18 protein-coding genes, 2 tRNA genes and 1 riboswitch are annotated in these 22,285 nt (G+C 67.8%); of the genes, 3 read left to right on the forward strand and 17 right to left on the reverse strand.

Features of this window, described 5'->3' with window-relative positions; translation table 11 throughout:
* Window positions 1–79: 79 nt before the first annotated feature.
* From DI276_RS04290 to DI276_RS04300, 3 genes are all read right to left on the reverse strand, one after another.
* A tRNA-Glu gene (locus DI276_RS04290) sits at window positions 80–152 on the reverse strand.
* 126 nt (window positions 153–278) lie between these two features.
* A tRNA-Gln gene (locus DI276_RS04295) sits at window positions 279–350 on the reverse strand.
* 149 nt (window positions 351–499) lie between these two features.
* Window positions 500–1,237: an HAD family hydrolase gene (locus tag DI276_RS04300; protein ID WP_232836439.1), complete on the reverse strand. Its 738-nt coding sequence runs from the start codon at window positions 1,235–1,237 to the stop codon at window positions 500–502.
* 379 nt (window positions 1,238–1,616) lie between these two features.
* On the opposite strand from DI276_RS04300, the gene DI276_RS04305 reads away from it, so the two are divergent.
* The gene (locus tag DI276_RS04305) at window positions 1,617–2,885 is read left to right on the forward strand and encodes an FAD-dependent oxidoreductase (RefSeq protein ID WP_112261954.1); all 1,269 of its coding nucleotides are present in this window, start codon (window positions 1,617–1,619) and stop codon (window positions 2,883–2,885) included.
* On the opposite strand, the gene DI276_RS04310 is transcribed toward DI276_RS04305, so the two are convergent.
* From DI276_RS04310 to DI276_RS04335, 6 genes are all read right to left on the reverse strand, one after another.
* Window positions 2,875–3,534 carry a response regulator transcription factor gene (locus tag DI276_RS04310; protein ID WP_112261955.1) on the reverse strand — a complete coding sequence of 220 codons (660 nt, stop codon included), beginning with the start codon at window positions 3,532–3,534 and terminating at the stop codon, window positions 2,875–2,877. The genes DI276_RS04305 and DI276_RS04310 overlap by 11 nt on opposite strands.
* 67 nt (window positions 3,535–3,601) lie before the next feature.
* Entirely contained in the window at window positions 3,602–4,360 is a 759-nt protein-coding gene (locus DI276_RS04315; RefSeq protein ID WP_112261956.1) for a fumarylacetoacetate hydrolase family protein, read from the reverse strand.
* Window positions 4,361–4,370: 10 nt separating this feature from the next.
* A complete protein-coding gene (cimA, locus tag DI276_RS04320) occupies window positions 4,371–5,972 on the reverse strand; it encodes a citramalate synthase (protein WP_408610497.1) in 1,602 nt (533 codons plus the stop codon).
* A gap of 375 nt (window positions 5,973–6,347) precedes the next feature.
* The gene (locus DI276_RS04325) at window positions 6,348–7,199 is read right to left on the reverse strand and encodes an ABC transporter substrate-binding protein (RefSeq protein ID WP_232836440.1); all 852 of its coding nucleotides are present in this window, start codon (window positions 7,197–7,199) and stop codon (window positions 6,348–6,350) included.
* Between the two features lie 125 nt (window positions 7,200–7,324).
* Window positions 7,325–8,062, reverse strand: a complete 738-nt coding sequence (locus tag DI276_RS04330; RefSeq protein ID WP_112261958.1) for an ABC transporter ATP-binding protein — start codon at window positions 8,060–8,062, stop codon at window positions 7,325–7,327.
* Window positions 8,062–9,084 carry a FecCD family ABC transporter permease gene (locus DI276_RS04335; protein WP_198680453.1) on the reverse strand — a complete coding sequence of 341 codons (1,023 nt, stop codon included), beginning with the start codon at window positions 9,082–9,084 and terminating at the stop codon, window positions 8,062–8,064. Before DI276_RS04335 ends, DI276_RS04330 begins: the two co-directional genes overlap by 1 nt.
* A 37-nt stretch (window positions 9,085–9,121) precedes the next feature.
* Window positions 9,122–9,234: riboswitch (cobalamin riboswitch) on the reverse strand.
* A gap of 45 nt (window positions 9,235–9,279) precedes the next feature.
* Between DI276_RS04335 and DI276_RS04340 the strand changes: the two genes are divergently transcribed.
* Both DI276_RS04340 and DI276_RS04345 read left to right on the forward strand, forming a co-directional pair.
* Window positions 9,280–9,756 carry a hypothetical protein gene (locus DI276_RS04340; protein ID WP_112261959.1) on the forward strand — a complete coding sequence of 159 codons (477 nt, stop codon included), beginning with the start codon at window positions 9,280–9,282 and terminating at the stop codon, window positions 9,754–9,756.
* A gap of 121 nt (window positions 9,757–9,877) precedes the next feature.
* On the forward strand, window positions 9,878–10,297 hold the full coding sequence (locus tag DI276_RS04345; protein WP_112261960.1) for a YciI family protein: 420 nt from the start codon (window positions 9,878–9,880) through the stop codon (window positions 10,295–10,297).
* A 57-nt stretch (window positions 10,298–10,354) separates the two neighbouring features.
* On the opposite strand, the gene DI276_RS04350 is transcribed toward DI276_RS04345, so the two are convergent.
* The 8 genes from DI276_RS04350 to ilvC all read right to left on the reverse strand — a co-directional run bounded on the left by DI276_RS04350 (window position 10,355) and on the right by ilvC (window position 22,268).
* Complete coding sequence (locus DI276_RS04350) at window positions 10,355–11,392, reverse strand: 3-isopropylmalate dehydrogenase (protein WP_112261961.1); 1,038 nt, start codon at window positions 11,390–11,392, stop codon at window positions 10,355–10,357.
* A gap of 266 nt (window positions 11,393–11,658) precedes the next feature.
* A complete protein-coding gene (locus DI276_RS04355) occupies window positions 11,659–14,931 on the reverse strand; it encodes a S8 family peptidase (RefSeq protein ID WP_408610498.1) in 3,273 nt (1,090 codons plus the stop codon).
* A 239-nt stretch (window positions 14,932–15,170) separates the two neighbouring features.
* Window positions 15,171–16,760 carry a phosphoglycerate dehydrogenase gene (gene serA, locus DI276_RS04360; protein WP_112262208.1) on the reverse strand — a complete coding sequence of 530 codons (1,590 nt, stop codon included), beginning with the start codon at window positions 16,758–16,760 and terminating at the stop codon, window positions 15,171–15,173.
* Window positions 16,761–16,946: 186 nt separating this feature from the next.
* Window positions 16,947–19,658, reverse strand: coding sequence for an AfsR/SARP family transcriptional regulator (locus tag DI276_RS04365; protein WP_112261963.1), 2,712 nt, complete (start codon window positions 19,656–19,658; stop codon window positions 16,947–16,949).
* Between the two features lie 77 nt (window positions 19,659–19,735).
* Window positions 19,736–20,182 carry an RICIN domain-containing protein gene (locus DI276_RS04370; protein ID WP_157984508.1) on the reverse strand — a complete coding sequence of 149 codons (447 nt, stop codon included), beginning with the start codon at window positions 20,180–20,182 and terminating at the stop codon, window positions 19,736–19,738.
* Window positions 20,179–20,568 (reverse strand): hypothetical protein, encoded by a 390-nt coding sequence (locus DI276_RS04375; protein WP_157984509.1) that lies wholly within the window; start codon window positions 20,566–20,568, stop codon window positions 20,179–20,181. The genes DI276_RS04370 and DI276_RS04375 overlap by 4 nt, the downstream gene beginning before the upstream one ends.
* A 353-nt stretch (window positions 20,569–20,921) precedes the next feature.
* Window positions 20,922–21,185, reverse strand: coding sequence for a DUF397 domain-containing protein (locus DI276_RS04380; RefSeq protein ID WP_112261966.1), 264 nt, complete (start codon window positions 21,183–21,185; stop codon window positions 20,922–20,924).
* Window positions 21,186–21,254: 69 nt separating this feature from the next.
* Entirely contained in the window at window positions 21,255–22,268 is a 1,014-nt protein-coding gene (ilvC, locus tag DI276_RS04385; RefSeq protein WP_112261967.1) for a ketol-acid reductoisomerase, read from the reverse strand.
* Between the last annotated feature and the right edge of the window lie 17 nt (window positions 22,269–22,285).

Below are 22,285 nucleotides of genomic sequence, written 5' to 3' on the forward strand. Positions count from 1 at the left end.
GTCTGGGGGCTCGGCCCCCAGAAGACAAAGCGAAAGAGGCCTGTCAGCGCTTTCCGCTGACAGGCCTCTCCCACCTCTGTAGCCCCGAAGGGATTCGAACCCTCGCTACCGCCTTGAGAGGGCGGCGTCCTAGGCCGCTAGACGACGGGGCCCTAGAACTTCTTGCCGTTGAACCTTATCAGATCATTCTGTCCGGTCCAAATCCGGCTATTCAGTTCTTCTTCTTGCTTTTCTTACCAGCTCCGGAAGCTTACCCGAGGACAGTTCTTCCGTTGCAGCTGGGGTACCAGGACTCGAACCTAGACTAACTGAACCAGAATCAGTCGTGCTGCCAATTACACCATACCCCATTGGCTTTCACGATCGACTTCGGTTCTCGCTGGGAGTTCCGAGGTCCTCGTTGCTGCCGGGAGAAATACTAGACCACGCCCCCACCAGAAGTGAAATCGGCCCCCACCTGCAGGCAAACACGCAGGTGGGGGCCGGTAAGACGCAGAACTCAGGCGGTGGCGGCCGACAGCTCGCACACGAGGAGCTCCGGCAGTTCCGCCAACGACGTGATGGACGAGAGCCCGGCGGGCAGTGTGCCGCCGGACGGCCCAACGCGGTTGATCCACACGCCGTGCATTCCGGCGTCGCGGGCGCCGATGGCGTCGGCGTGCAGGCGGTCGCCGACATGAACGGTGTCGCCGGGCGGCACCCCCAGGGCGAGGCACGCCGTGTGGAAGATCACGCGGTCCGGCTTCGCGCAGCCCACCTCGCCGGCGATCAGCACGGTGTCGAAGTACGACGAGAGGCCCAGCTGGGCGATCTTCACGCGCTGGTGGCGGCCCGAGGCGTTGCTGATCGCGGCGATCGGGAGGCCCGTGGCGCGCAGCCAGTCGAGCATCGGGATCACGTCCGGGAACAGGCACCAACCGGCCGAGAGAACTTCCTGGCGGGCCAGCTCGCGGCGGGTGGCTTCCTCCAGGGGCAGCTCCTCACCGAGAGCGGCGAAGAAGGCTTGGGTGCGAATGTTGCGCATCGACTCGTACTGGAGCTCACCAGCCAACTGGCGGGACACGTGGTCGTCGGTGATTCGCTGCCACAACGACCAGGCGTCGGCGTTACCGACCATCGAGGCCAACGCGGCACGCGAGGAAGTGCTGTAGTCGACAAGTGTGTCGTCGACGTCCAGGCACACAGCGCGGATCTCGCCGGTTCTCTTACGCGTGAAAGTCGGGGACGCAGTTGTCACCCCGGAAGGTTAGGTGTGAGGGGGCCTCGTCCGATTCGGCTAACGAGGTGATTCCTATAGGTCCTTGCACGATCAAGCGGACCTTGAGGCCCCGAACGACCTAGCCATGCTGCTCCGAGCGCCGAACGCAATCACCCGGACGAGTGTTGTTCGGCAACTCAACCGTCTCTGCCCGAACGGGCCGTTCCGCAAGCGCGACACCATAGCTCGTGCAACGCCATTCTGCACTGCTCGCAACCGTTTCGGGGCCTGGTTTCCCAGACCGTCTACATAGGACGCAGCCAGAAGCGAGCCAGCTCACCGAGAACTCGGCTTGACGCACACGGCGATCAAGAGCATGCTGAGTTTATTCAACAGTGGTTGAAATGAGGGGATCGAGATGGAGAGGAACACCGAGAGGGCCACCTGCCTGGTCGTCGGAGGCGGACCCGCGGGCATGGTGCTGGGGCTGCTGCTGGCGCGCGGTGGTGTCGAGGTCACGGTGCTGGAGAAGCACGCCGACTTCCTGCGCGACTTCCGCGGTGACACGGTGCACGCGTCGACGCTCACGCTCATGGACGAGCTGGGGCTGGGGCCGGCGTTCGAGCAGGTGCCGCACCAGAAGGTCGACAAGATGGAGGCGCTGCTCGAGGGCGGCCAACGCGCCGTGATCGGCGACCTGAGCCGGCTTCCGGGTGCGCACAAGCACATCGCGATGGTGCCGCAGTGGGACTTCCTCGACCTGCTGGCGGACGCGGGCAAGCTGGAGCCGACGTTCACGCTGCGGATGAACACCGAGGTCACCGGAATCACCAAGAGCGGCAACAGGGTCACCGGCGTGACGTACCGCGACCGGGTCGACGGGCGCGAGGGCGAGATCTCCGCGGACCTCGTCGTCGCGGCGGACGGGCGCGGGTCGATCCTGCGCGCGGAGGTCGACCTGCCGATCTACCAGTTCGGCGCCCCGATGGACGTGTGGTGGTTCCGCTTGCCGCGCAACGGGGACGAGCCCGTCAAGGGCGGCGCCGGGCGGTTCAGCGCCGGCAGTGCGATGGTGCTGATCCCGCGCGGGGACTACTTCCAGTGCGCCTTACTGATCCGCAAGGGCACGGACCAACTCCTGCGGCGCGAGGGCATCGAGAAGTTCCGCGAGCGCGTGGTGACCCTCGTGCCGTGGCTCGCGGACCGCGTCGACCACGTCACGGACCTCGACGAGGTGAAGCTGCTCGACGTGAAGCTGGACCGGTTGCGGCGCTGGCACGCGGACGGGTTGCTGTGCATCGGCGACTCGGCGCACGCGATGTCGCCGGTCGGTGGCGTGGGCATCAACCTCGCCGTGCAGGATGCGGTCGCGGCCGCCACGATTCTCGCGAAGCCGTTGCGGGAAGGCAGGGTCACCGGCAGCGTGCTCGCGAAGGTGCGCCGGCGCCGGTTGTTCCCGACCGTGGTCATCCAGACGCTGCAGCGGATCATCCACCGCCTGTTCCTCGGGCGGAAGCTCAACAGCACCGAGACGGTCTCCAGCCCCGGAATGCCGGCACCTCTCGCGCTGGCGCAGCGGTTCCCGTTCCTGCAGGCGGTGCCGGCCTACGTCATCGCGATCGGGCCGCGTCCGGAACACGCGCCGGAGTTCGCGCGCAGGAAGCCCCAAACGATCGCTAGGTCGTGACGAAGGCCTCGGAGCTTTCGCCGAGCACCATCGCCACGGCGTGGGCGCGGTCCCGAGCGCCCAGCTTGCGCAGGATCGCCTTCACGTGGGTCTTCACGGTGTCGTTGCTGATGAAGAGCCGCTGGGCGATGCGCGCGTTGTCCATCCCCTTCGCCATCTCGGCCAGCACGTCGAACTCACGCGCCGACAGCTGGGCGAGCGACGCGGGCGGCGGCATCCGCGCGGGTAACCGGGCGAGCGACCCCAGCCGCGCGTCGATCGTGGCGGGAGCACCCCGCACGGCGGCCGCGATCAGCGGTAACAGCTCGGCCACGGGCGAGGTTTTCAGCAGGTAGGCCACCGCGCCGGCGTCCAGCGCGGCCTGGGCCCAGCTCGGACTGTCCGCATTGGACAGCACGACGACACGGGCGCTCGGCCGGAACTGCGCCGTGTCCCGCACGGTGCGCAACGGTCCGGCGCCCGGCACGTCGAAGTCCGTCACCACCAGGTCCACCAGGACGCTGCGCAGACAGCGCGCAGCGTCGGCCACGGTGTGGGCGATCCCCACAACGCGGAAGCAGTGCGTGCGGTGCAGCGAGATCCGCAAGCCCTCTGTGATGAGCTGCGAACCGTCGACGAGCAACACACGGGTGGACGCCAGGTCCGTCATGACACCGGGAAGTTACTAGCGGGTACCCGAGTGCGTAACCTGCCGGGCGCCGGATTGCTCCGTACGGCTACCTATTTGCGACCGGATTGGTGAGCGTGCCAAGGCCATCCACAGTCACCGAAACCGTCTGTCCGGCCTTCATCGGCCCGACCCCGGCCGGCGTCCCGGTGAGGATCACGTCGCCGGGAAGCAGCGTCATGACGCCGGAGACGTACTCGATGAGCGACGGAATGTCGTGCACCATCAACGAAGTACGCCCGTCCTGCTTGACTTCCCCGTCAACTTCGGTGACGACGCGGACGTCGGAGGGGTCGAACTCCGTTTCGATGAACGGACCCATCGGGCAAAACGTGTCAAACCCCTTGGCACGCGTGAACTGCACGTCCTTCTTCTGCAGGTCGCGCGCGGTGACATCGTTGGCGATGGTGTACCCCATCACCACGCTCATCGCCTTGGCCTTGGGCACTTCCCGGCAAGGCTGACCGATGATCACAGCCAGCTCGCCCTCGAAGTCCACCCGCTCGGACGCCGCCGGGATCTTGATCTCTACGTTGGGCCCGATCACCGAGGTGTTCGGCTTGAGGAACACCAACGGCTCGGCAGGCACCTCGTTGCCGAGCTCGGCCGCATGGTCAGCGTAGTTGCGGCCAATGCCGATGATCTTGGTCGGCAGGATCGGCGCCAACAACCTGACGTCGGCCAACGGCCACTTCCGACCGGTGAACGTGGGCGTGCCGAAGGGGTGTTCGGCGATCTCTGCGGCTTCCTCGCCGTGAACGGCGACAAAAGCAACACCTTGTGGATGAGCGATCCTGGCAATACGCACGTACTACACCTTAGACGGGCTTGCTCGAGCGCATCGACTTGTGCACCAGTGCGTCACACAGCGCGAGCCAGGAGGCCTCAACGATGTTCCCGTGCACACCCACAGTGGTCCACTCGCGCTCACCGTCCGTGGACTCCACCAACACGCGCGTAACCGCGTCCGTACCGGGGTGCTCCGTCAAAATCCGCACCTTGTAGTCAGCCAGCTCCACAGTGTCCAACCAGGACAGATGCGGCAACAACGCCTTGCGCAGCGCCGCATCCAACGCGTGCACGGGCCCGTTCCCTTCAGCCGTCGCGATGACCCGCTCCCTCGCAACGTGCACCTTGACCGTGGCCTCGGACACGATCTCGCCGTCCGACCGGTGATCCAACACCACCCGATACGACTCCAACGTGAACGGCGGAGTGTCCAGTTCGGACAACTCGGACCGCAGCAACAACTCCATCGACGCGTCGGCGGCCTCGAACGACCAGCCCTTGGCCTCCAACTCCTTGACCCGCGTCAACGCACTTCCAACCTCTTTTGACCGGCCGGTCAGGTCGAGCCCGAACTCACGTCCCTTGAGCTCGATGCTCGCCCGACCGGCCATCTCGGTGACCAGCACCCGCATGTCGTTGCCGACGCGGTCCGGAACGATGTGGTTGTACAGCTCCGGATCCACCTTGATCGCGCTCGCGTGCAACCCCGCCTTGTGAGCGAATGCTGACGACCCGACATAAGCCTGGTGGGTGTCGGGTGCGATGTTCGCGATCTCGGCCAACGCATGGGAGACACGGGTGAGCTCGGCGAGTGCCCCGGTCGGGAGCACGTCCATGCCAAGCTTGGTCACGAGGTTCCCCACGACGGCGAACAGATCGGCATTACCCGCTCGCTCGCCATAGCCGTTCGCAGTGCACTGAACATGCGTCGCGCCGGCCTGCACAGCCGCAACAGTGTTCGCCACAGCACAGGACGTGTCGTCCTGACAATGAATCCCGACCCGAAAACCGGTCTTCTCGATCACCTCGGCGACCGTCTCGGCGAGCCCCAACGGCAACTGCCCGCCGTTCGTGTCGCACAGCACAACGACATCAGCGCCACCCTCCACAGCAGACTCCAACACCTTGAGGCTGGTGTCCGGCGAGAACGCATACCCGTCGAAGAAGTGCTCGGCGTCGAGAAAAACCCGCCTTCCGTGGTCCTTCAAAAACCGGACCGTGTCGCGCACCATCCGCAAATTCTCATCAGTGTCCGTGCGCAACGCCCGTTCGATGTGCCGGAGGTCCGACTTGGCCACCAACGTGACCACCGGCGCCTGGGACTCCAACAGCGCCTTGACCTGCGGATCCTCCTCAACCTTGACCCCAGCCTTGCGAGTCGCGCCGAACGCGACCAACTTGGCGTGCTTGAGCTCCAAATCCCCCGCCGCCGCGCGAGCGAAGAACTCCGTGTCCTTCGGCAACGCCCCAGGCCAGCCACCCTCGATGAACCCAACGCCGAGCCCGTCCAACAGCCGCGCCACCGCAAGCTTGTCCGTGACGGAGTACGAAATGCCCTCACGTTGTGCGCCATCGCGCAACGTCGTGTCGTAGACGTGAAACTCGTCGCCAGGGCCGGCCATCGGGTTCATCTCCTCATCCGGACAAACAAAAAGACCCCCCGCGGGATGCGAGAGGTCTGCGCGTCGGGTGCCAGGGGCGGCACTACCCGACGCGCTCGTCGATAATGATGGCGAGGTGCTGAGCCATGCCCCGGATGCTGCCACAGCTCAGCACGGCGTACCAAGCGACGGGAGGAAATCTCCCACTATCTGGTCACGCCCACGCCTGTGCGTGTCTGGTCTCCCGCGAAGGCGAAGCCAAGCGGCGATGGCGCAGCCGAGGCAAGGCGAAGGCGAAGCCGAGCTGCCCTTGCGCTTGAAACGCGGTTCGGCCGCACCACCTGCGCAACAGGGGGACGACCTACGGAACCGGCGCGCGGGACGCCGAAGGCGGCCTCCAGGCCGTCACACCCCAGCTAGATACTTCGCGAACGCCTCAATGGAGGCCGGGTTCCGCGGCGACTCCACCAACGCGGCATACGGAAGCGAGAAGAACCGCTTGTTCTTGATCGCCGGAGAGTTCCGCAGCGGCGCAAACCCCTCCAGGAACGCCTGCTTCTGAGCAGGCGTATTGGCCTGCCCATCTGCATAGTCCACGATCAACACAACGTCGGGGTCGCGCTGCACGACGGTCTCCCAGTTGACCGTGGCCCAGCTGTCGTTGAGGTCACCGAAGATGTTGTCCCCACCAGCCTTGGAGATCACGTCCTGCGGCGCCGCGTTCTTGCCGGACGTGAACGGCTGATCCTGGCCGCTGTCGTACAGGAACACCTTCGGCCGAGCCTTGCCCGCCATGAGCCGCCCGGCGTTCTCGATCTGCCCCTGATACGCCTTGATGAGCTCCTCCGCCTTGGCCTCGACGCGGAAGATCTTCCCAAGGTTGCGCAGATCCGTGTACAGCGCGTCCAACGCCGGCATGATGCCGCGCTGCTTCCCCACCCCGTTCCGACAAGCCTCGGTGAGCTGGTAGGAGCCGATTCCGAGCTGCTTCAACGCGTCCGGGGTGAAGCCCGTGCTCTCACTGAAGCCGTAGTTCCACCCAGCGAACACGAGGTCGGCATTGACCCCCTGCACAACCTCCTTGGAGATCTTGTCAGCAAGCTTCCGAGTCGACGAGAAGTCGCCCTTCCACGGCGAAGTCTGCAGGTCAACGGTGTTGTTGCCGTCCACGACGTACCCGGCCATCCGATCGGAGAGCCCCAACGCGAACATCAACTCGGTGATGCCGGTGTCGTTGGTGACCACTTTGGACGGCACACGATCGAACGTGACCTGCTGCCCACAGTTCGTGACGGTCACAGGGTCCGCAGCCGATGTGGACTGCGCGACCGTCGCACCGCATCCCGTGACGAGAAGCAGGGAAACGAGAGCGAGAGCGGTTCTCAAGGCGTGACCTCCTGGTCGAACAGGAGCTGAGGAACTCCCGTGGTGGGATGCCGCACAACGTGCGCGCTGACATGGAAAACCTTGGCGATCAGCTCAGGAACCAGCACCTCGTCCGGCGTACCGGACGCGACCACCCGCCCCTCGTCGAGCACGTACAGCCGATCGCAGTAGGACGCCGCGAGGTTGAGGTCATGCAGCACAGTCAGCACCGTGACCCCCAACCCCCGAGCAAGGGCGAGCACGTCGAGCTGATGGCGAATGTCGAGATGGTTGGTCGGCTCATCGAGCACAAGCACCCGCGGCTCCTGAGCGATCGCACGAGCGATGAGCACACGCTGGCGCTCACCCCCGGACAGGCTGAGAAAGCTGCGTCCAGAGAGATGCGAGACATCCACTGTGGCCAGTGCCTCATCAACGACCTGACGGTCACGAACCGAGCGCTCGTGCGGCAAACGCCCCATCTCCACAACCTCGGCAACCGTGAAGTCGAACTCGACCTGCGACTCCTGCGTGAGGGCGGCAAGCTCACGGGCGACGTGAGGTCGCTTGTGGACGTTCAAGCCGTCGATCAGCACCGCGCCACCGTCCGGCTTCAACGCGCGATAAACACAGCGCAGAGTCGTGGACTTGCCGCTGCCGTTGGGTCCGACGATGCCGACGACTTCCGCGGAAGCCTGCAGCGAGATGTCGGAGATGATGCCGCGGACCGTGACGCCCTGGAGTTCGACGCGCATCAACGTCCTCCGAACACGTAGGCCCTGCGGCGCATGAGGAAGATGAAGCACGGCACGCCGAGCGCGGCCGTGATGACGCCGAGCGGCAGCTCTTCCGGCGCGGCGAGCATGCGGGCCGCGACGTCCACCCACACCAGGAAGCCGGCACCGGCGAGCGGGACGAGCGGCAGGACCTTGCGGTGATCCGCTCCCACGACCATGCGCGTCAGGTGCGGCAGCATCAGCCCGACGAAGCCGACCGCTCCGCTGACCGCGACGAGCACCGCGGTCATGGCCGCGGTGATGAGGAACAGGTGGGTGCGCAGGCGTTGCACGGGCACGCCGAGCGTCGTAGCCGTCTCGTCCCCCATGGCCAGGGCGTTGAGCGGCCGCGCTTTGCGCAGCAGGTAGGCGATGCCGAGCCCGGTGACCGCGGTGGCCAGCGGCAGCGACTGCCAGGTGGCGCCACCCAGGCTGCCCAGCAGCCAGAGCATGGCGGCGCGCGACGCGTCGCCTCGTGGCGCTTGGAAGACGAGGAGCATGGCCACTGCGGAGAACCCGTACCCGAGGGCGGTTCCGGTCAGCACCAGCCGCAGCGGGGTGAGGCCACGGCTCGTCCGCGCGACGAAGAAGACGAGCACGCTGGCGCCCAGGGCGGTGCAGAACGCCGCGGCCGACATCGCGTACACCCCGAACGACGACAGCACGCCGAGCGTCGCCACCGCCACCGCGCCCACGCTCGCCCCGGACGAGATGCCGAGCACGTACGGGTCGGCCAGCGCGTTGCGCACCATCGCCTGCATCGCCACACCGACCGCGCTGAGGCCGGCACCCACGACCGCGGCGAGCAGCACGCGAGGCAGCCGGATGTCCCAGACGATGTGGTACTGCCCGGCGAGTTCGGCGGGGATCGTGCCGCCGGTGACGGCTGCCCACAGCAGCTCGACCGTGACGTCGAACGGAATGGAGACGGGGCCGAGCGCCACGCCGGCGACGATGCTGACGGCGAGCACGCCGACGAGCGCGCTGATCTTCGCGACCACAAAAAGCCCTTCCCGCAGTCCACGGCAGGAGTTCCTGGAAACAAGGCCGGGTGCGGGTATTCGGGCTCGTCCCAGACCTGGGACCTACCGTTGCGGGTCAGCGCCGGACTTCGACCGGACTTCCCCCACACGCGACCTGGCCACCCTAGCCCACCGGCCACTGCACAGAACCGCGCGGAGACGCGTCTAACAGGCATGGGAGAGGGAGACAGAAGGCGTCAGCGTCAACGGGCGAAGCAGAACAGCCGGGAAGAAGGCAACCACCCCGCCTTCATCGCGTTCGCCATGCTCGCCTTCGGCTTCCAGACCGCTGCGATCTTTGCCGAGGAGATCTCCACCGGCCTGGACCGGCTCTACTGCACGCCGGAGTCCTGCCTGACGTTGCCGCAGGCGCTGATCGGCTGGGCGTTCGCGGTGGCACCGCTGCCGGTGTACCTCTGGGACCGCAGGGCGGCGCTCCACGTGAGCTCGTTCCTGGTCGGCCTGATGGGCATGCTGCTCATCGCGTCCAGCGGCCGCTGGGTGGTACCGCTCAGCTTCTTCCTGGTGGGGCTGGTGTTCGTGCCGATCAGCGTCGGGATCTCGCGCTGGGCCGACCCCGGCCGGCGCGCGCTGGTGGTGGCCGGCGAGCACTGGTTGCTGCTGGTCGGCCTCATCCTCTGGCTGGCCTGATCCGAGCCGCCAAAAAGATCTTCAAAAAAGTTCTGCGGCCGTGTCGATCCGGTGTGCGGGCCGTTCGACCTGTGGATGCCAAGGCCCCGAGGCGGGCCCCGAAACCGCAGGGAGACACACCATGAAGTTCATCCTGATCATGCGCGCCACCGACGAGGCCTACGCGAACATGGGCGACGTCAGCTTCGACGAGATGCTGGAGTCGGTCGGGCAGTTCAACGACGAGTTGATCCGCGCCGGCGTCCTGATCGCCGCAGAGGGCCTCGCCGACGCGAGTGAGGGTGTGGTGGTCGACTACTCCCAGGAGCCGCCGGTGATCACGGACGGGCCGTACGGCGAGACGAAAGAGCTGTTCAACGGCTTCTACCTCGTCAACGTCGCCTCGAAGGAGGAGGCGATCGAGTGGGCGAAGCGCATGCCGCTCACCGGCCCCGGCTTTCAGACCGAGATCCGCCGCGTTCCCACGATCGACGAGTTCCCGCAGGACAACAAGTGGATCCAGAAGGAGCGCGCCTGGCGCGAGTCCACCGGTCAGCTCTGAGCCAGAAACACGAAGGCCCCGGTCGACTTCGACCGGGGCCCTGGTACGTGCCGGAGATCAGCCCGTGCGCACGTTCGACGACACGAGCGCCGCGAGCCGGTCACCGATCGCGTAGGTCGCGCCCGGCGACTGGTGGTCGCGGGTCGCCAGGTCGAACGCCACGGAGGCCTCGATCCGGCGCGACGCCTCGTGCTCACCGAGGTGGTCGAGCAGCAGCGCCACCGACAGCACCGCGGCGGTCGGGTCCGCGATGCCCTGGCCCGCGATGTCCGGTGCCGAGCCGTGCACCGGCTCGAACATCGACGGGTTGCGGCGCGTCACGTCCATGTTTCCGGACGCGGCCAGGCCGATGCCACCCGTGACGGCGGCGGCCAGGTCGGTCAGGATGTCGCCGAACAGGTTGTCCGTCACGATCACGTCGTAGCGGCCGGGGTCGGTGACCAGGTGGATGGTCGCCGCGTCCACGTGCTGGTACGCCACCGTCACGTCCGGGTGCTGCAGCGAGACCTCCTCGACGACGCGCGACCACAACGAGCCGGCGTGCGTGAGGACGTTCGTCTTGTGCACCAACGTCAGGTGCCGGCGCGGACGGGCCGACGCACGCGCGAAGGCGTCACGGACCACGCGCTCGACGCCGAACGAGGTGTTCAGCGAGACCTCGGTGGCGATCTCGTGCGGGGTGTCCTTGCGCAGCAGACCGCCGTTGCCCGCGTACGGGCCCTCGGTGCCCTCGCGCACCACCACCATGTCGATCTCGGGCGGGTCCGCGAGCGGGCTGCGGACGCCGGGGTAGAGACGGGCGGGGCGGAGGTTCACGTGGTGGTCGAGCTCGAACCGGAGACGCAGCAGCAAACCGCGCTCCAGGATTCCGCTCGGCACCGACGGGTCGCCCACCGCGCCGAGCAGGATCGCGTCGTGCTGGCGAAGCTCTCCCAGCACCGACTCGGGCAACAACTCTCCCGTGGCGTGCCAGCGCGCCGCGCCGAGGTCGTAGCGAGTGATCTCGGCCGCCGGAACGACCTCGTTGAGGACCTTCAGGGCCTCAGCGATGACCTCGGGCCCGATCCCGTCTCCTGGGATCACTGCGAGCCGCATCCACACACCTCCCAGGTGTCCGTCCCCATTTAGTGGGACTACTTTCCTTCGCGAAAGGCTACCGTCATCGCCGCCACTCGCCGCATGCCGGACACCCCATCGGGGTGTTGTCTCCCGTACTGCGGGACACCCACACGGCCCATTCCGCACTTTCGGGTGTCACTCGATCGCAGGAACGCTGTCGCGTCAAGGGGTGACGGCCCTGCTCACACCACGAGAGGCCCGGTTCCGCGACGGAACCGGGCCTCTCGGTCAAAACATCCGATCTAGTAGGCGGAACCCCGTCCACCGGAGCGAACCGTGACGACCGACGCGCGGTCGCCGCTGGCGTTGTGGTGGTTGAGCACCAGCAGGCCCTCGGACTTGTCGGCCTTCAGCGCCGCCTCGTCCTTGTTCACCACGAGCGCCGTACCCGGCTTGGCGAGGTAGGAGAGCGCCGCGTCGCCGCCGCCCTGCGTCCACAGACCCGGCTTGAGCGGGTCGAAGGACAGGTTGCGGTCGATCACGTCGATCAGGCCGTTCGCGTTGCCAGGCGCCTTGTAGAAGCCGGTGGTGCCGGCGACGTACGAGATGCGCGAGGTGTCCTTCGTCGGGTCGATGCCGAGCGCCGTGAGCAGCACCGGCAGGACCGCGACGTTGGTGTCGGCGGTGTTCGTGTCGACGTCGCCGAACAGGCCGTTGACCGCCTGGATGTCGACCGTGTCGCCCGTCTTGAGGTCGACCGTCGTGGCGACCAGCAGGTCGGTGTCGGTCAGGCGGGACGCGTAGGTCTCGAAGTCGGCCGTGCCGTCGCCGTTCGTGTCGATGTCGATGAACGGAACGGTGTTGGTGCCGAGGCTGTACCAGTTGCCCCACGTCGCGATGCCGAACGCGAGCAGCGCCTCCTCCGGCTTGCCCTGGGCCTTGGCGAGCGGGGCCGTGGAGGCCGCGCCGACGTAACGCAGGTCGCCGCCCTTGGCGGTCTCGTTGAGCGCGCAGTTCTCGGTGACGTTGCGGCGGCAGTCGCGCAGCCTCGGCGACTGGGCCTGCAGCTCGAGAACGCTGACCAGCGAGCGGTACGCCTGCGAGCCCGTGCCCTGGTCGACGCCGCGGCCGGTCAGGTTGAGGATCGCCTGCTCGTCCTTGCCGCGGAACCTGAGGTTGTCGACGGTGTTGATGTCCGCGACCGGCTTCGGCGCCGAGTACACCGACAGGCGCAGCGGCACCGTGGCACCTGCGGTCGGCGTGAGGGTCACGCGACCGGAGGCGTCCGCGAGGAACTGGCGCGGCGTGTCGAGCTGCGTCGGGGCGACGGTCGAGTCGACCGTCTTGCGCAGCGCCTTCGGGTCGTCGATCTTCAGCGTCACCTTGACGCGCGCGATGCCGCGCGGGCTCAGCTTCACCTTGTCCTGCGAGAGCACGTAGCTCACACCGGGGATCGACGTGGCGGCGGTGTAGCCGACCTTGTACTCCACGGACTTCGTCGACTTGTTGACGATCTTGATCGTCTTGGTCTTCGAGACCGGCTTGGCGACCTCGACGACGCCGAAGTTGGCGCTGACGTAGCCGTTGTCCTCCTCGACGTACGCGAGGACCTGGTTGTCGATCGCGGACTTGCCGTCCACCCGGCCGGTGCCGGCGCGGTTGGGCGCGAAGGTCTTGCCGTTCTCGCGCACGTCCGCACCCGACGTGTTCATGATCGAGGCCTTGACCTCTTCCAGCGTCCAGTCCGGGTGCGCCTGCCGCACCAGGGCCGCGATGCCGGCGACGTGCGGGGACGCCATCGAGGTGCCGGAGATCACCATGCGGTCGTTGCCGGAACCGACGGCGGTCGACGAGATCGTGTCACCGGGCGCCGCGACGTCCGGCTTGATCGACTGACCGCGGGTGCCGCGGCTGGTGAACGAGCTCGGGGTGTCCGAAATGGACTGGTCGTGCGTGGGCACGGTGGTGCGCAGGACGCCCGCCATGCGGACGTTCAGCGTGCCGGCGTCGAGCAGCGGGCGCACCTGGTTGGTGGCGTCGCCGGTGAACTGGAACACCGGAATGGTCGCGTTGCCCGCGATGCCCGCGTTGAAGTTGTTCAAAGTGGACGAAAGCACCACACCCTCGGCACCGGCGGCCTGCGCGTTGTTGGTGCGACCGCCGGAACCACAACGCCGCGTCGCGTCGTTGTCGTCCCACTCCAGCCACACGAACTTGCCCGCGAGGTTCTCGGTGATCGGCTGGCAGCCGTCGAGGTTGCCTGCCTGGGTGAGCTTCACGACCGGCCGGGTCTTGTCGAAGCCCAGGTAGCCGGTGAAGTTCTGGCTGTACTGACCGGGCTTCGCCTGGCCGTTGGCCTCGGCACCGTCGCGCAGCACGAACGAGTCACGCGTGGACGCGACCGTCAGGGCCTCCGGCGTGTTGCCCGGCGAGCCACCGATGTCGTAGAGGTCGCCGCCGTTGCCCGCGGAGAACACCGGCATGACGCCGACGCGGTACAGCTTCTTCACGAAGAGGCTGTCGGGGTCGTCCGGTGCGCCGTAGTCGGAGCCGAGCGACAGGTTGACCACGTCGAGGTGGTCGGAGAAGTCGCCGTCGCCGTCCGGGTCGAGCGACCAGTCGAGCGCCTGCGAGGTGACGTTCGTCGAACCGTCGCAGCCGAAAACCTTCAGCGCGTAGATGAGAGCCTTCGGCGCGGTGCCGGGGCCGATCTTCATCTCGTTCAGCTTCGCGGCGTCGAGCTTGGTGTAGTCGCCCTTGAACGTGCTGCCGTCGGCGTTCTCACCGAAACCGGCCGTGGTGCCCGCGACGTGCGAGCCGTGGCCGTTGCAGTCGATGGGGTTCGGGTCGGGCTTCGGCGTGTTGATCGCCGGGTCCTTGCTCTCCCCGTCGTACTCCTCACCGACGAAGTCGTAACCGCCGACGACCTTCGCGGTCGGGAAGTTCGGGTCCACCGCGCGCGGGTTGACGGCGCGGAACGCGTCGACCGTGCCGGGACCGCCGAAGTTCGCGTGGGTGTAGTCGACGCCGGTGTCGATGATGCCGACCCGGATGTCGTCACCGAGCTTGCCGTACTGCTGCCAGACGTTGAGCGTCCTGGTCAGCTGCACCGCGTTCGAGTTCTGCCGCTTCTTCGGCACGACCGGGTAGACCGCGGCGACGTCCGGGCGGTTCGCCAGTTCGCGGACCTTGGCGGCCTCCGCCGTCACGACCACGCCGGGAACACCGTTGGCGGTGCGGTAGAGCTCCTTGGTGGCGGTGTCCTTCGCCTTGAGCTCGCCGACGACCTGGTCGGCGGTCGCCGAAGCGTCGTTCTTGGCCTGCTTGGCCGCCTGCTTCGCGGCCTCCTTGCCCTGCGGCTTCTTCTCCTCGAAGGCGTCGACGGCAGGCTTGCGGTCGAGCGCGACGAACGCGGTGACCTTGCCGGACTGGTTCAGGCGGGGAGAAACCTTGAGCTGCAACGACTTCGCGTCCAGCTTGTGTGCACCCTTGACCGGCTGCGCGAGCGGTTCGCTCTGCGCCTGTGCCGTGGCGGGTGCGATCAGCAGTGTGGTGATGGCGGAGAACACCACCAGACTTGATCGTCTCTTCACAACATTGCCCCAAACGAGGTGTGTGCTTCCGACCCGAATGCAAAGTGCCGCGCCCTCTACGGCACCGGGCCAACCTCGTGGGGACGCTAATCGCTGATCGTGTCTCTGCGATGCCCCGAAAGTATGAAGTTGTGCGCAGACAGTTGCCTGTTATGCGTTCGTTGCGAATCGTGACAGCCACGGGAAGGGGACTTTGCCGTCCCCTTCCCGGTTTGTCGTGACTATCCGAAGTCGACACTCCGCACGGTGCGGGCACCCACGGCGGCACCGATCGGGTCGAGCACGGCGGTGTCGACCGGGCGGTCCACCCGCAGCACCATGACGGCGTCCGCACCGGTCTGGCTGATCTGCGCGGCCTCGATGTTCACGCCGGCCTCGCCGAGCAGCGTGCCGACCGTGCCCATGACACCCGGACGATCCGGGTACTCCAACAGCAGCGCGGTTCCTTCGGCCCGCAGGTCGAAGTTGCGGCCGTTGATGTTCACCAGCTTCTCGACCTGGGCGATGCCGCTCACGGTGCCGGAGACGCTGTTGGTGGTGCCGTCCGCCTGCACGGCCTTCACCGTGACGAGGCTGCGGTGGTTCGGGCTCTCGGTCTCCTTGACCAGATCCACGTTCACGCCCAGGTCCGCGGCGAGCTGCGGCGCGTTGACGAACGTCACCTGCGACTCGACCACGCTGGCGAAGACACCGCGCAGCGCCGCCAGCGGCAGCACCGCGACGTCCTCATTGGACAGTTCGCCGCGGACCTCGACGGTGACGCTGGTCGGGGCCTTCGGCGACAGTGCACTGAGGACGGTGCCGAGCTTCTGCACCAGCGGCAGGTACGGGCGGACCTCTTCGCCGACCGCGCCGCCCTGGACGTTGACGGCGTCCGGCACGAAGTCACCGGCGAGCGCGAGGATGACGCTCTTCGCGACGTCGGTGCCCGCGCGGTCCTGAGCCTCCGCGGTGGACGCGCCGAGGTGCGGGGTGACGACGACGCCGGGAACGTTGAAGAGCGGGTTCTCGGTCGTGGGCTCGGTCGAGAAGACGTCGATGCCGGCGCCGCCGACCTGACCCTCCTTGACCGCCTCGGCGAGGGCTGCCTCGTCGATGAGACCACCGCGGGCGGCGTTGACGATGATGACGCCGCGCTTGGCCTTGGCCAGCTGCTCGGCGCCGATCAGGCCCTTGGTCTCCGGCGTCTTCGGGAGGTGGATGCTGATGGCGTCCGCGCGCTCGAGGAGCTCCTCCAGCGTCACGAGCTCGATGCCGAGCTGGGCGGCGCGCTGCGCGGACACGTACGGGTCGTACGCGATCAGCTCGGTGCCGAACGCGGCGATGCGCTGCGCGAACAGCTGACCGATCTTGCCGAGGCCGACGACGCCGACCGTTTTGCCGTTGAGCTCGACGCCGTTGAACTTGCTGCGCTTCCACTCGTGGTTCTGCAGCGTCTCGTGGGCGGCCGGGATCTGGCGGGCCACGCTCAGCAGCAACGCGACGGCGTGCTCGGCCGCGGACACGATGTTGGACGTCGGCGCGTTGACCACCATCACGCCGTTCGCCGTGGCCGCAGGGACCTCGACGTTGTCCAGGCCGACGCCCGCGCGGGCCACGACCTTCAGCTTGCGGGTGGCGGCGAACACCTCGGCGTCGACCTGCGTGGCGGACCGCACGAGCAAGGCGTCGGCCTCCGCGACGGCCGCGAGGAGGGCCGGGCGGTCGGTGCCGTCTACGTGGCGCACTTCCACGCCATCGCCGAGAGCGTCCAGCACGGACGGTGCGAGCTTCTCGGCGATGAGGACAACGGGTCGGCTCGTGTTGGTCACGGACATCGCTCCCAGAACGGTTGGATCGTGGGGCGCGGGCGTGGTCGAGGCGGCTGACCCGCGCCGACCGGGCACCGCAATGTGTCCGGACTGTTAACGAGCATAGCCAGGGGGCCTTGACGGGGCCTTTAGCGGGTGGCTCAGGTCACTGGCGCGTCCTGGTGTGTGGGACGGGGTTTGCGCTGGTTACCGATCTTCGAGCCCGGCCAGCAGGTCCTGGATCCGCTGCGCGTCCTCGGCGCGCCCCTGCTGCCGGTAGATCTCCAACGCCTCCTGCCACACCGCCCGTGCCTCGTCGTGCTTCCCGAGTGCCGCGTACGGCGCGCCGAGGCCGGCCAGGGCTTCCGCGATCCCGTAGTCGTAGACGGCTTTCCGTTGCAGCGCCAGGGATTCGCGGTAGTGGTCCACGGCTCGTTCGTGGTCACCGGCGTGGTGGGCGATGTAGCCGAGGCTGTCCAGCACACCCGCCTCACCGGACGGGTCGTGGTGCGCGCGGTAGAGCTCCAGCGCGGCCAGACAGTGCTCCCGCGCTCGATCGTGGTCACCCAGCCGTGCGGCGTACCAGCCGACGCCGTTGAGCGAGCCGGCCTCCCAGGCGGGGTTGCCGAGGATGCGGCAGAGCTCCAGCGACCTGACGGAGTGGTCCAGCGCCCGTTGGTCGTCGCCCTGCAGCTCGTAGGCCCTGGCGAGGAACGTGTGGGTGTGGAGCTGGGCGGTCTCGTCGTGTTGCTCCTCCGCAAGGGCCAGGGCCTGACGCAGGTGGTCCATCGCCTGGTCGTGCTCGCTGAGCGAGGTGTGGGCGATGCCCAGCTGACGGTGGCCGAGCACTCGGACGTCGGGCTCGTCGCTGACGGCCAGTGCGGTCTGCCAGGCGGTGATCTGGTCGCGGTGGTGCCCGCGGAGCTGGTGGAAGGTGGACAGCGACCACGCCAGCTGCCACACCGCCTTCGGCAGGTCGAGCGTCACTGCGGTCTGTTGGGCGGCGAGCACGCAGAGGTGTTCGGTGGCGAACCACTCCAGGGCCGCGGTCGCGTCTGCCGGCGGTTGGGGTGCGCAGGTGGGTGGGTCGAGGTCGATGTCCACGCGGTGCAGGTGGACCAGGCGGTCGGCGGCGTAGGCGGTGTGCAGGTAGAAGTCGATCACTCGGTGGAGCGCCTCCCGCACGCTGTCGTGGCCGGACGCGTCCCGCTGTGCAGCGAACTGGCGGATCAGGTCGTGCATGCCATACCGACCAGACGCGTCCCGGCCGATCAGCGAAGCGTCCTCCAGACCGCGCAACACAGCCCTGGCCCGAGCCGGCGACAGCCCGGTGAGGGCCGAGGCGGCAGGCAGCCCGATGTCGGGCCCCGGCGCGACCGCCAGCAGTCGCAAAACCAGGGCCTGCTCGTCGGTCAACGCCCGGTAGGACAACGACAGCACGGCTGGCAGGCTCGCGACCGGGTCGCCCTCGTCCAGCACGTCGAGCAGGCTTTCGCGCAGTTCGGCGGCGATCGCCGTCAGGGACAGGCCGGGACAGGTGTGCACCCGGCCCGCGATGATGCTGAGCGCCAGCGGAAACCCGCCGCACAACCGCACCAGCTCGGCCACCGCAGGGCCTTCGGCCTCGACCTGCGCCGCACCGAGCCGGGCGACGAGCAGCTCGCGGGCTGCGTCGTCGTCGAGGAAGTCCACGGCGAGGTGCCGTGCGCCGTGCCCGGTGATCAGGCCGGGCAAGCGGTTGCGACTGGTCACCACGACGGTGCACGACCTGCTGCCCGGCAGCAGCGGGACGACCTGGGCGGTGTCGGCGGCGTTGTCGAGCACCAGCAGCAGCTGCTTGTCCGCCACGAGGCTGCGGAACAACGTGGCCTGGGCCTGCGGCTCGACCGGCACGCGGCCGGGCTCGACCCCGAGTGCGTCGAGGAAGCCGCGCAGTGCCACCGACGGGTGCAGCGGGTCGCCGTCGGAGCTGAAGCCGCGCAGGTCGACGAACAGCTGCCCGTCGGGGAAGCGGTGGGCGTGCCGGTGGGCCCAGTGCAGGGCGAGCCAGGTCTTGCCGACGCCGCCCGCACCCGCGATGGCCGAGACGCCGGAACCGTCCAGCGTGTCCAGTTCCGTCTCGCGGCCGACGAAGAACGCGGGGGCCATCGGGAGCTGGCGCGGCACCACCGGGCGCGGCACCACCGGGGGCGCCGCCGTGTCCGCGGTGAGCAGTTGCTGGTGCAGGTCTTGCAAAGCGGCACCGGGTTCGGTGCCCAGTTCCTCGACCAGGCGCGCGCGGAACTGCCGGTAGAGCTCCAGCGCCTCGATGGTGCGGCCGGCCTGGTGCAGGGCGAGCAGGTACTGGCCGGTCACCCGTTCGTCCAACGGCTGCTCGGCGTTCCGCGCGGACAGCTCGTGCACCAGCTGACCGCCTTTCCCCAGTCGCAGCAGGGCATCCGCCAGTTCGTGCTCGACCGCCAGCCGCTCCTGCGCCAGCCGGTCGCGTTCGGCTTCCGCCCACTCACCGTCGACACCGGTCAGCGGCTGGCCCTGCCACAGTCCCAGCGCCTCGGTCCACGCCACCACCGCCGCGGTGTCGTCGCAGCGGGCACGTGCGCACAGGTCGCGGAAGCGGTGCAGATCGGTCACCGGCTCGGCGCTGACCAGGGCGTAGCCACCGGAGCGGCGAACGATGGTCACGTTGCCCGCGTCGGCCAGCGCTCGGCGCAACCGGGAGATGTAGCTGTGCAGCGTCGCCCGCGCCGGGCCCGCGTCGACCCCTGAGATCCGCGCGACGAGCCGCTCCACCGGCACCACCCGGCCGGCGTCGACGGCCAGCGCGGCCAGCACGCACCGTTGCTTGGGCGTGCCCAGATCGAGCGGCCGTCCGTCGACCTCCGTGCCGACCTCACCCAACAGCCGCACCAGCACCGCCATGAACTGGCACGGTACCGAATGCATGTGAACGGTGGGCGAGATTCCGACTACGCAGAGTGCGGAATCCCGCCAGCACGCTAAGCGCGTTGCCAGCGCTGAGCGGCAGTGCCGTCGCAGACCGACATCCCGACCCGGCCGGCACCGGTCCGGCCGAGGCACTGACCGGTGTCCGCCGCCCTGATCAGCAGGTTGTCCGGCGTCCCCGTCACCCGCCAACGCTGCGCCACCGCAGCACCGCAACCGGACAGTCCGACCGAAGCACGAAGCCGGTGAGCACAGGTGCCCGTGCCGACGTGGCGCAACGACGTCTGCGTGCTCGGCGTCGACCAGCGCCACAACTGCCGGTCCCCCGACGCGCAGGTGGCGAGCCGAACGTCCGAGATGCCACCACCGATGCCGCCTTCGAGGCACGAGTGAGTGCCCGCCAGCTGGAACCGGTCGGTCAGCACCGCCGCCGACGCCGAGGACGCGCTGACAAGCGTGAACGCGACCGCTGCCACCGTGACGATCCCGGCGGTGATCATCCGCACGCCACCGTGATGCTGCTGGAGGTCTTGATCCACGCGTGGTTGCCGATGCCGCTCTTGATGAGCGCCCGGTACTTCTTCGTCTTCGAGCCGTTGCAGGTGTACGTGGTGACGGCGTACTGGTTGGTCTTCCAGACCCCCGACCGCACCACGTGGTCCTTCCAGCTCAGCGTCGTCTTCTCCTGGACCATGATCGTGAAGCCGGTCGTCTTCTGGTCGCAGTTGAAGAACCCGCCGAGCCCGTCGATGAAGTTGCCGCGCTTCTGCACGTGGATGTTGACGTGCTTGTCCGGATCACACGTGGCCTGCACACCTGCCGCCGCGCTCCCCGGCGCGAACAGCGTTGCGGCCGCGATCGCGGCCGTCACGAGAATCGTCTTCAAGGCTTGCTCCCCTGTCTGGTGCGAAGTGCGAAGTGCGAGGTCACCTTGACCGGGGAGTCGTGCAGGTTTCTTGCGAGCTTTCTGCATTGCGCAGGTCAGAACACTTGCCAGGACCGAAAACCAGGCGACTGCAGCCGCCGCGGCTTGCTAGCTTCCGCTCATGGAGTGCCTGACAGAACTCAGGATCCGGCAGTTCTCGACAGTCGAGGAACTGCGTGCCGAGCAGCTCGTGGGCGCCGAGACGCTGATCGCGGCCACCGGCGCCCGCCGACGCGCGGATCGCGTGCGGGAAAAGGACGTGCGGTGCGGACGGGGACCGCGATCCCGCGACCGGTTCGCCGGCCTGGGCCTGCTCACCAGGGCTCGTCGAACTCCCCGTCTTTGGCGCCTGCCACGAAAGCGTCCCACTCGGCCATCGTGAAGACGAGGACCGGCTCCAACTGCTTGGAGTTGCGCATGGCGACGTAGGTAGCGCCGTCGGTGTGCTCCACGAAGGCGATCTCGACGTGGCCGTCTTCCGGTTCCGGCTCCGGCGGGCGCTTCCACTCCGCGGCGCGGAGGTCCAGGTTGCCGCGCACGTGGGCCTTGTCGTCGTAGATCGGCGCACTTTCGGTCATGCGGATGAAGCTAGCGGAAAGGCCCGCGGAGCGTCACACACGCTCCACGGGCCTCCCTTGAGGAAAGACTCAGGCGGTCTCGGTGATCGGCCGGTCCACCCACGACATCATGTCGCGGAGCTTCTTGCCGGTTGCCTCGATCGGGTGGTTCTCACCCTCCTGCTGCAGCTTCTTGTAGTTGGCGCGGCCGTTGTCGTCCTCGCCGACCCACTCGGAGGCGAAGGTGCCGTCCTGGATCTCGCCCAGGATCTTCTTCATCTCCTCCTTGACCGACGCGGTGATGACGCGCGGGCCGCGGGTCAGGTCGCCGTACTCGGCGGTGTCGGAGATGGAGTAGCGCATGCGGGCGATGCCGCCCTCGTACATGAGGTCGACGATCAGCTTGAGCTCGTGCAGGCACTCGAAGTACGCGACCTCGGGGGCGTAGCCCGCCTCGGTCAGCACCTCGAAACCGGCCTGCACCAACGCCGACGCGCCACCGCACAGGACGGCCTGCTCGCCGAAGAGGTCCGTCTCGGTCTCTTCCTTGAACGTCGTCTTGATGACGCCGGCACGGGTGCCGCCGATGCCCTTGGCGTAGGACAGGGCGAGCGCCTGCGCGTTGCCGGAAGCGTCCTGCTCCACCGCGATGAGAGCGGGCACACCCTTGCCGTCGACGAACTGACGGCGAACGAGGTGGCCGGGGCCCTTCGGCGCGACCATGGCGACGTCCACACCGGACGGTGCGGTGATCAGGCCGTAGCGGATGTTGAAGCCGTGGCCGAAGAAGATCGCGTCGCCTTCCTTCAGGTTCGCGGCGATCTCGTTGGCGTAGATGTGGCGCTGGGCGGTGTCCGGCGCCAGGATCATGATCACGTCGGCCCACGCGGAGACCTCGGACGGCGTACCGACCTCCAGGCCCTCCTCCTCGGCCTTGGCGCGGGACTTGGAGCCCTCCTGCAGACCGATGCGGACCTCGACGCCCGAGTCGCGCAGGGACAGGGCGTGGGCGTGGCCCTGGCTGCCGTAGCCGATCACGGCCACCTTGCGGCCCTGGATGATGCTCAGGTCGGCATCGTCGTCGTAGAAGATCTCGACGCTCACGGGTACTTCCTCTCTCA

The organism is Lentzea terrae, assembly GCF_003265345.1.
Lineage (GTDB): Bacteria > Actinomycetota > Actinomycetes > Mycobacteriales > Pseudonocardiaceae > Lentzea > Lentzea terrae.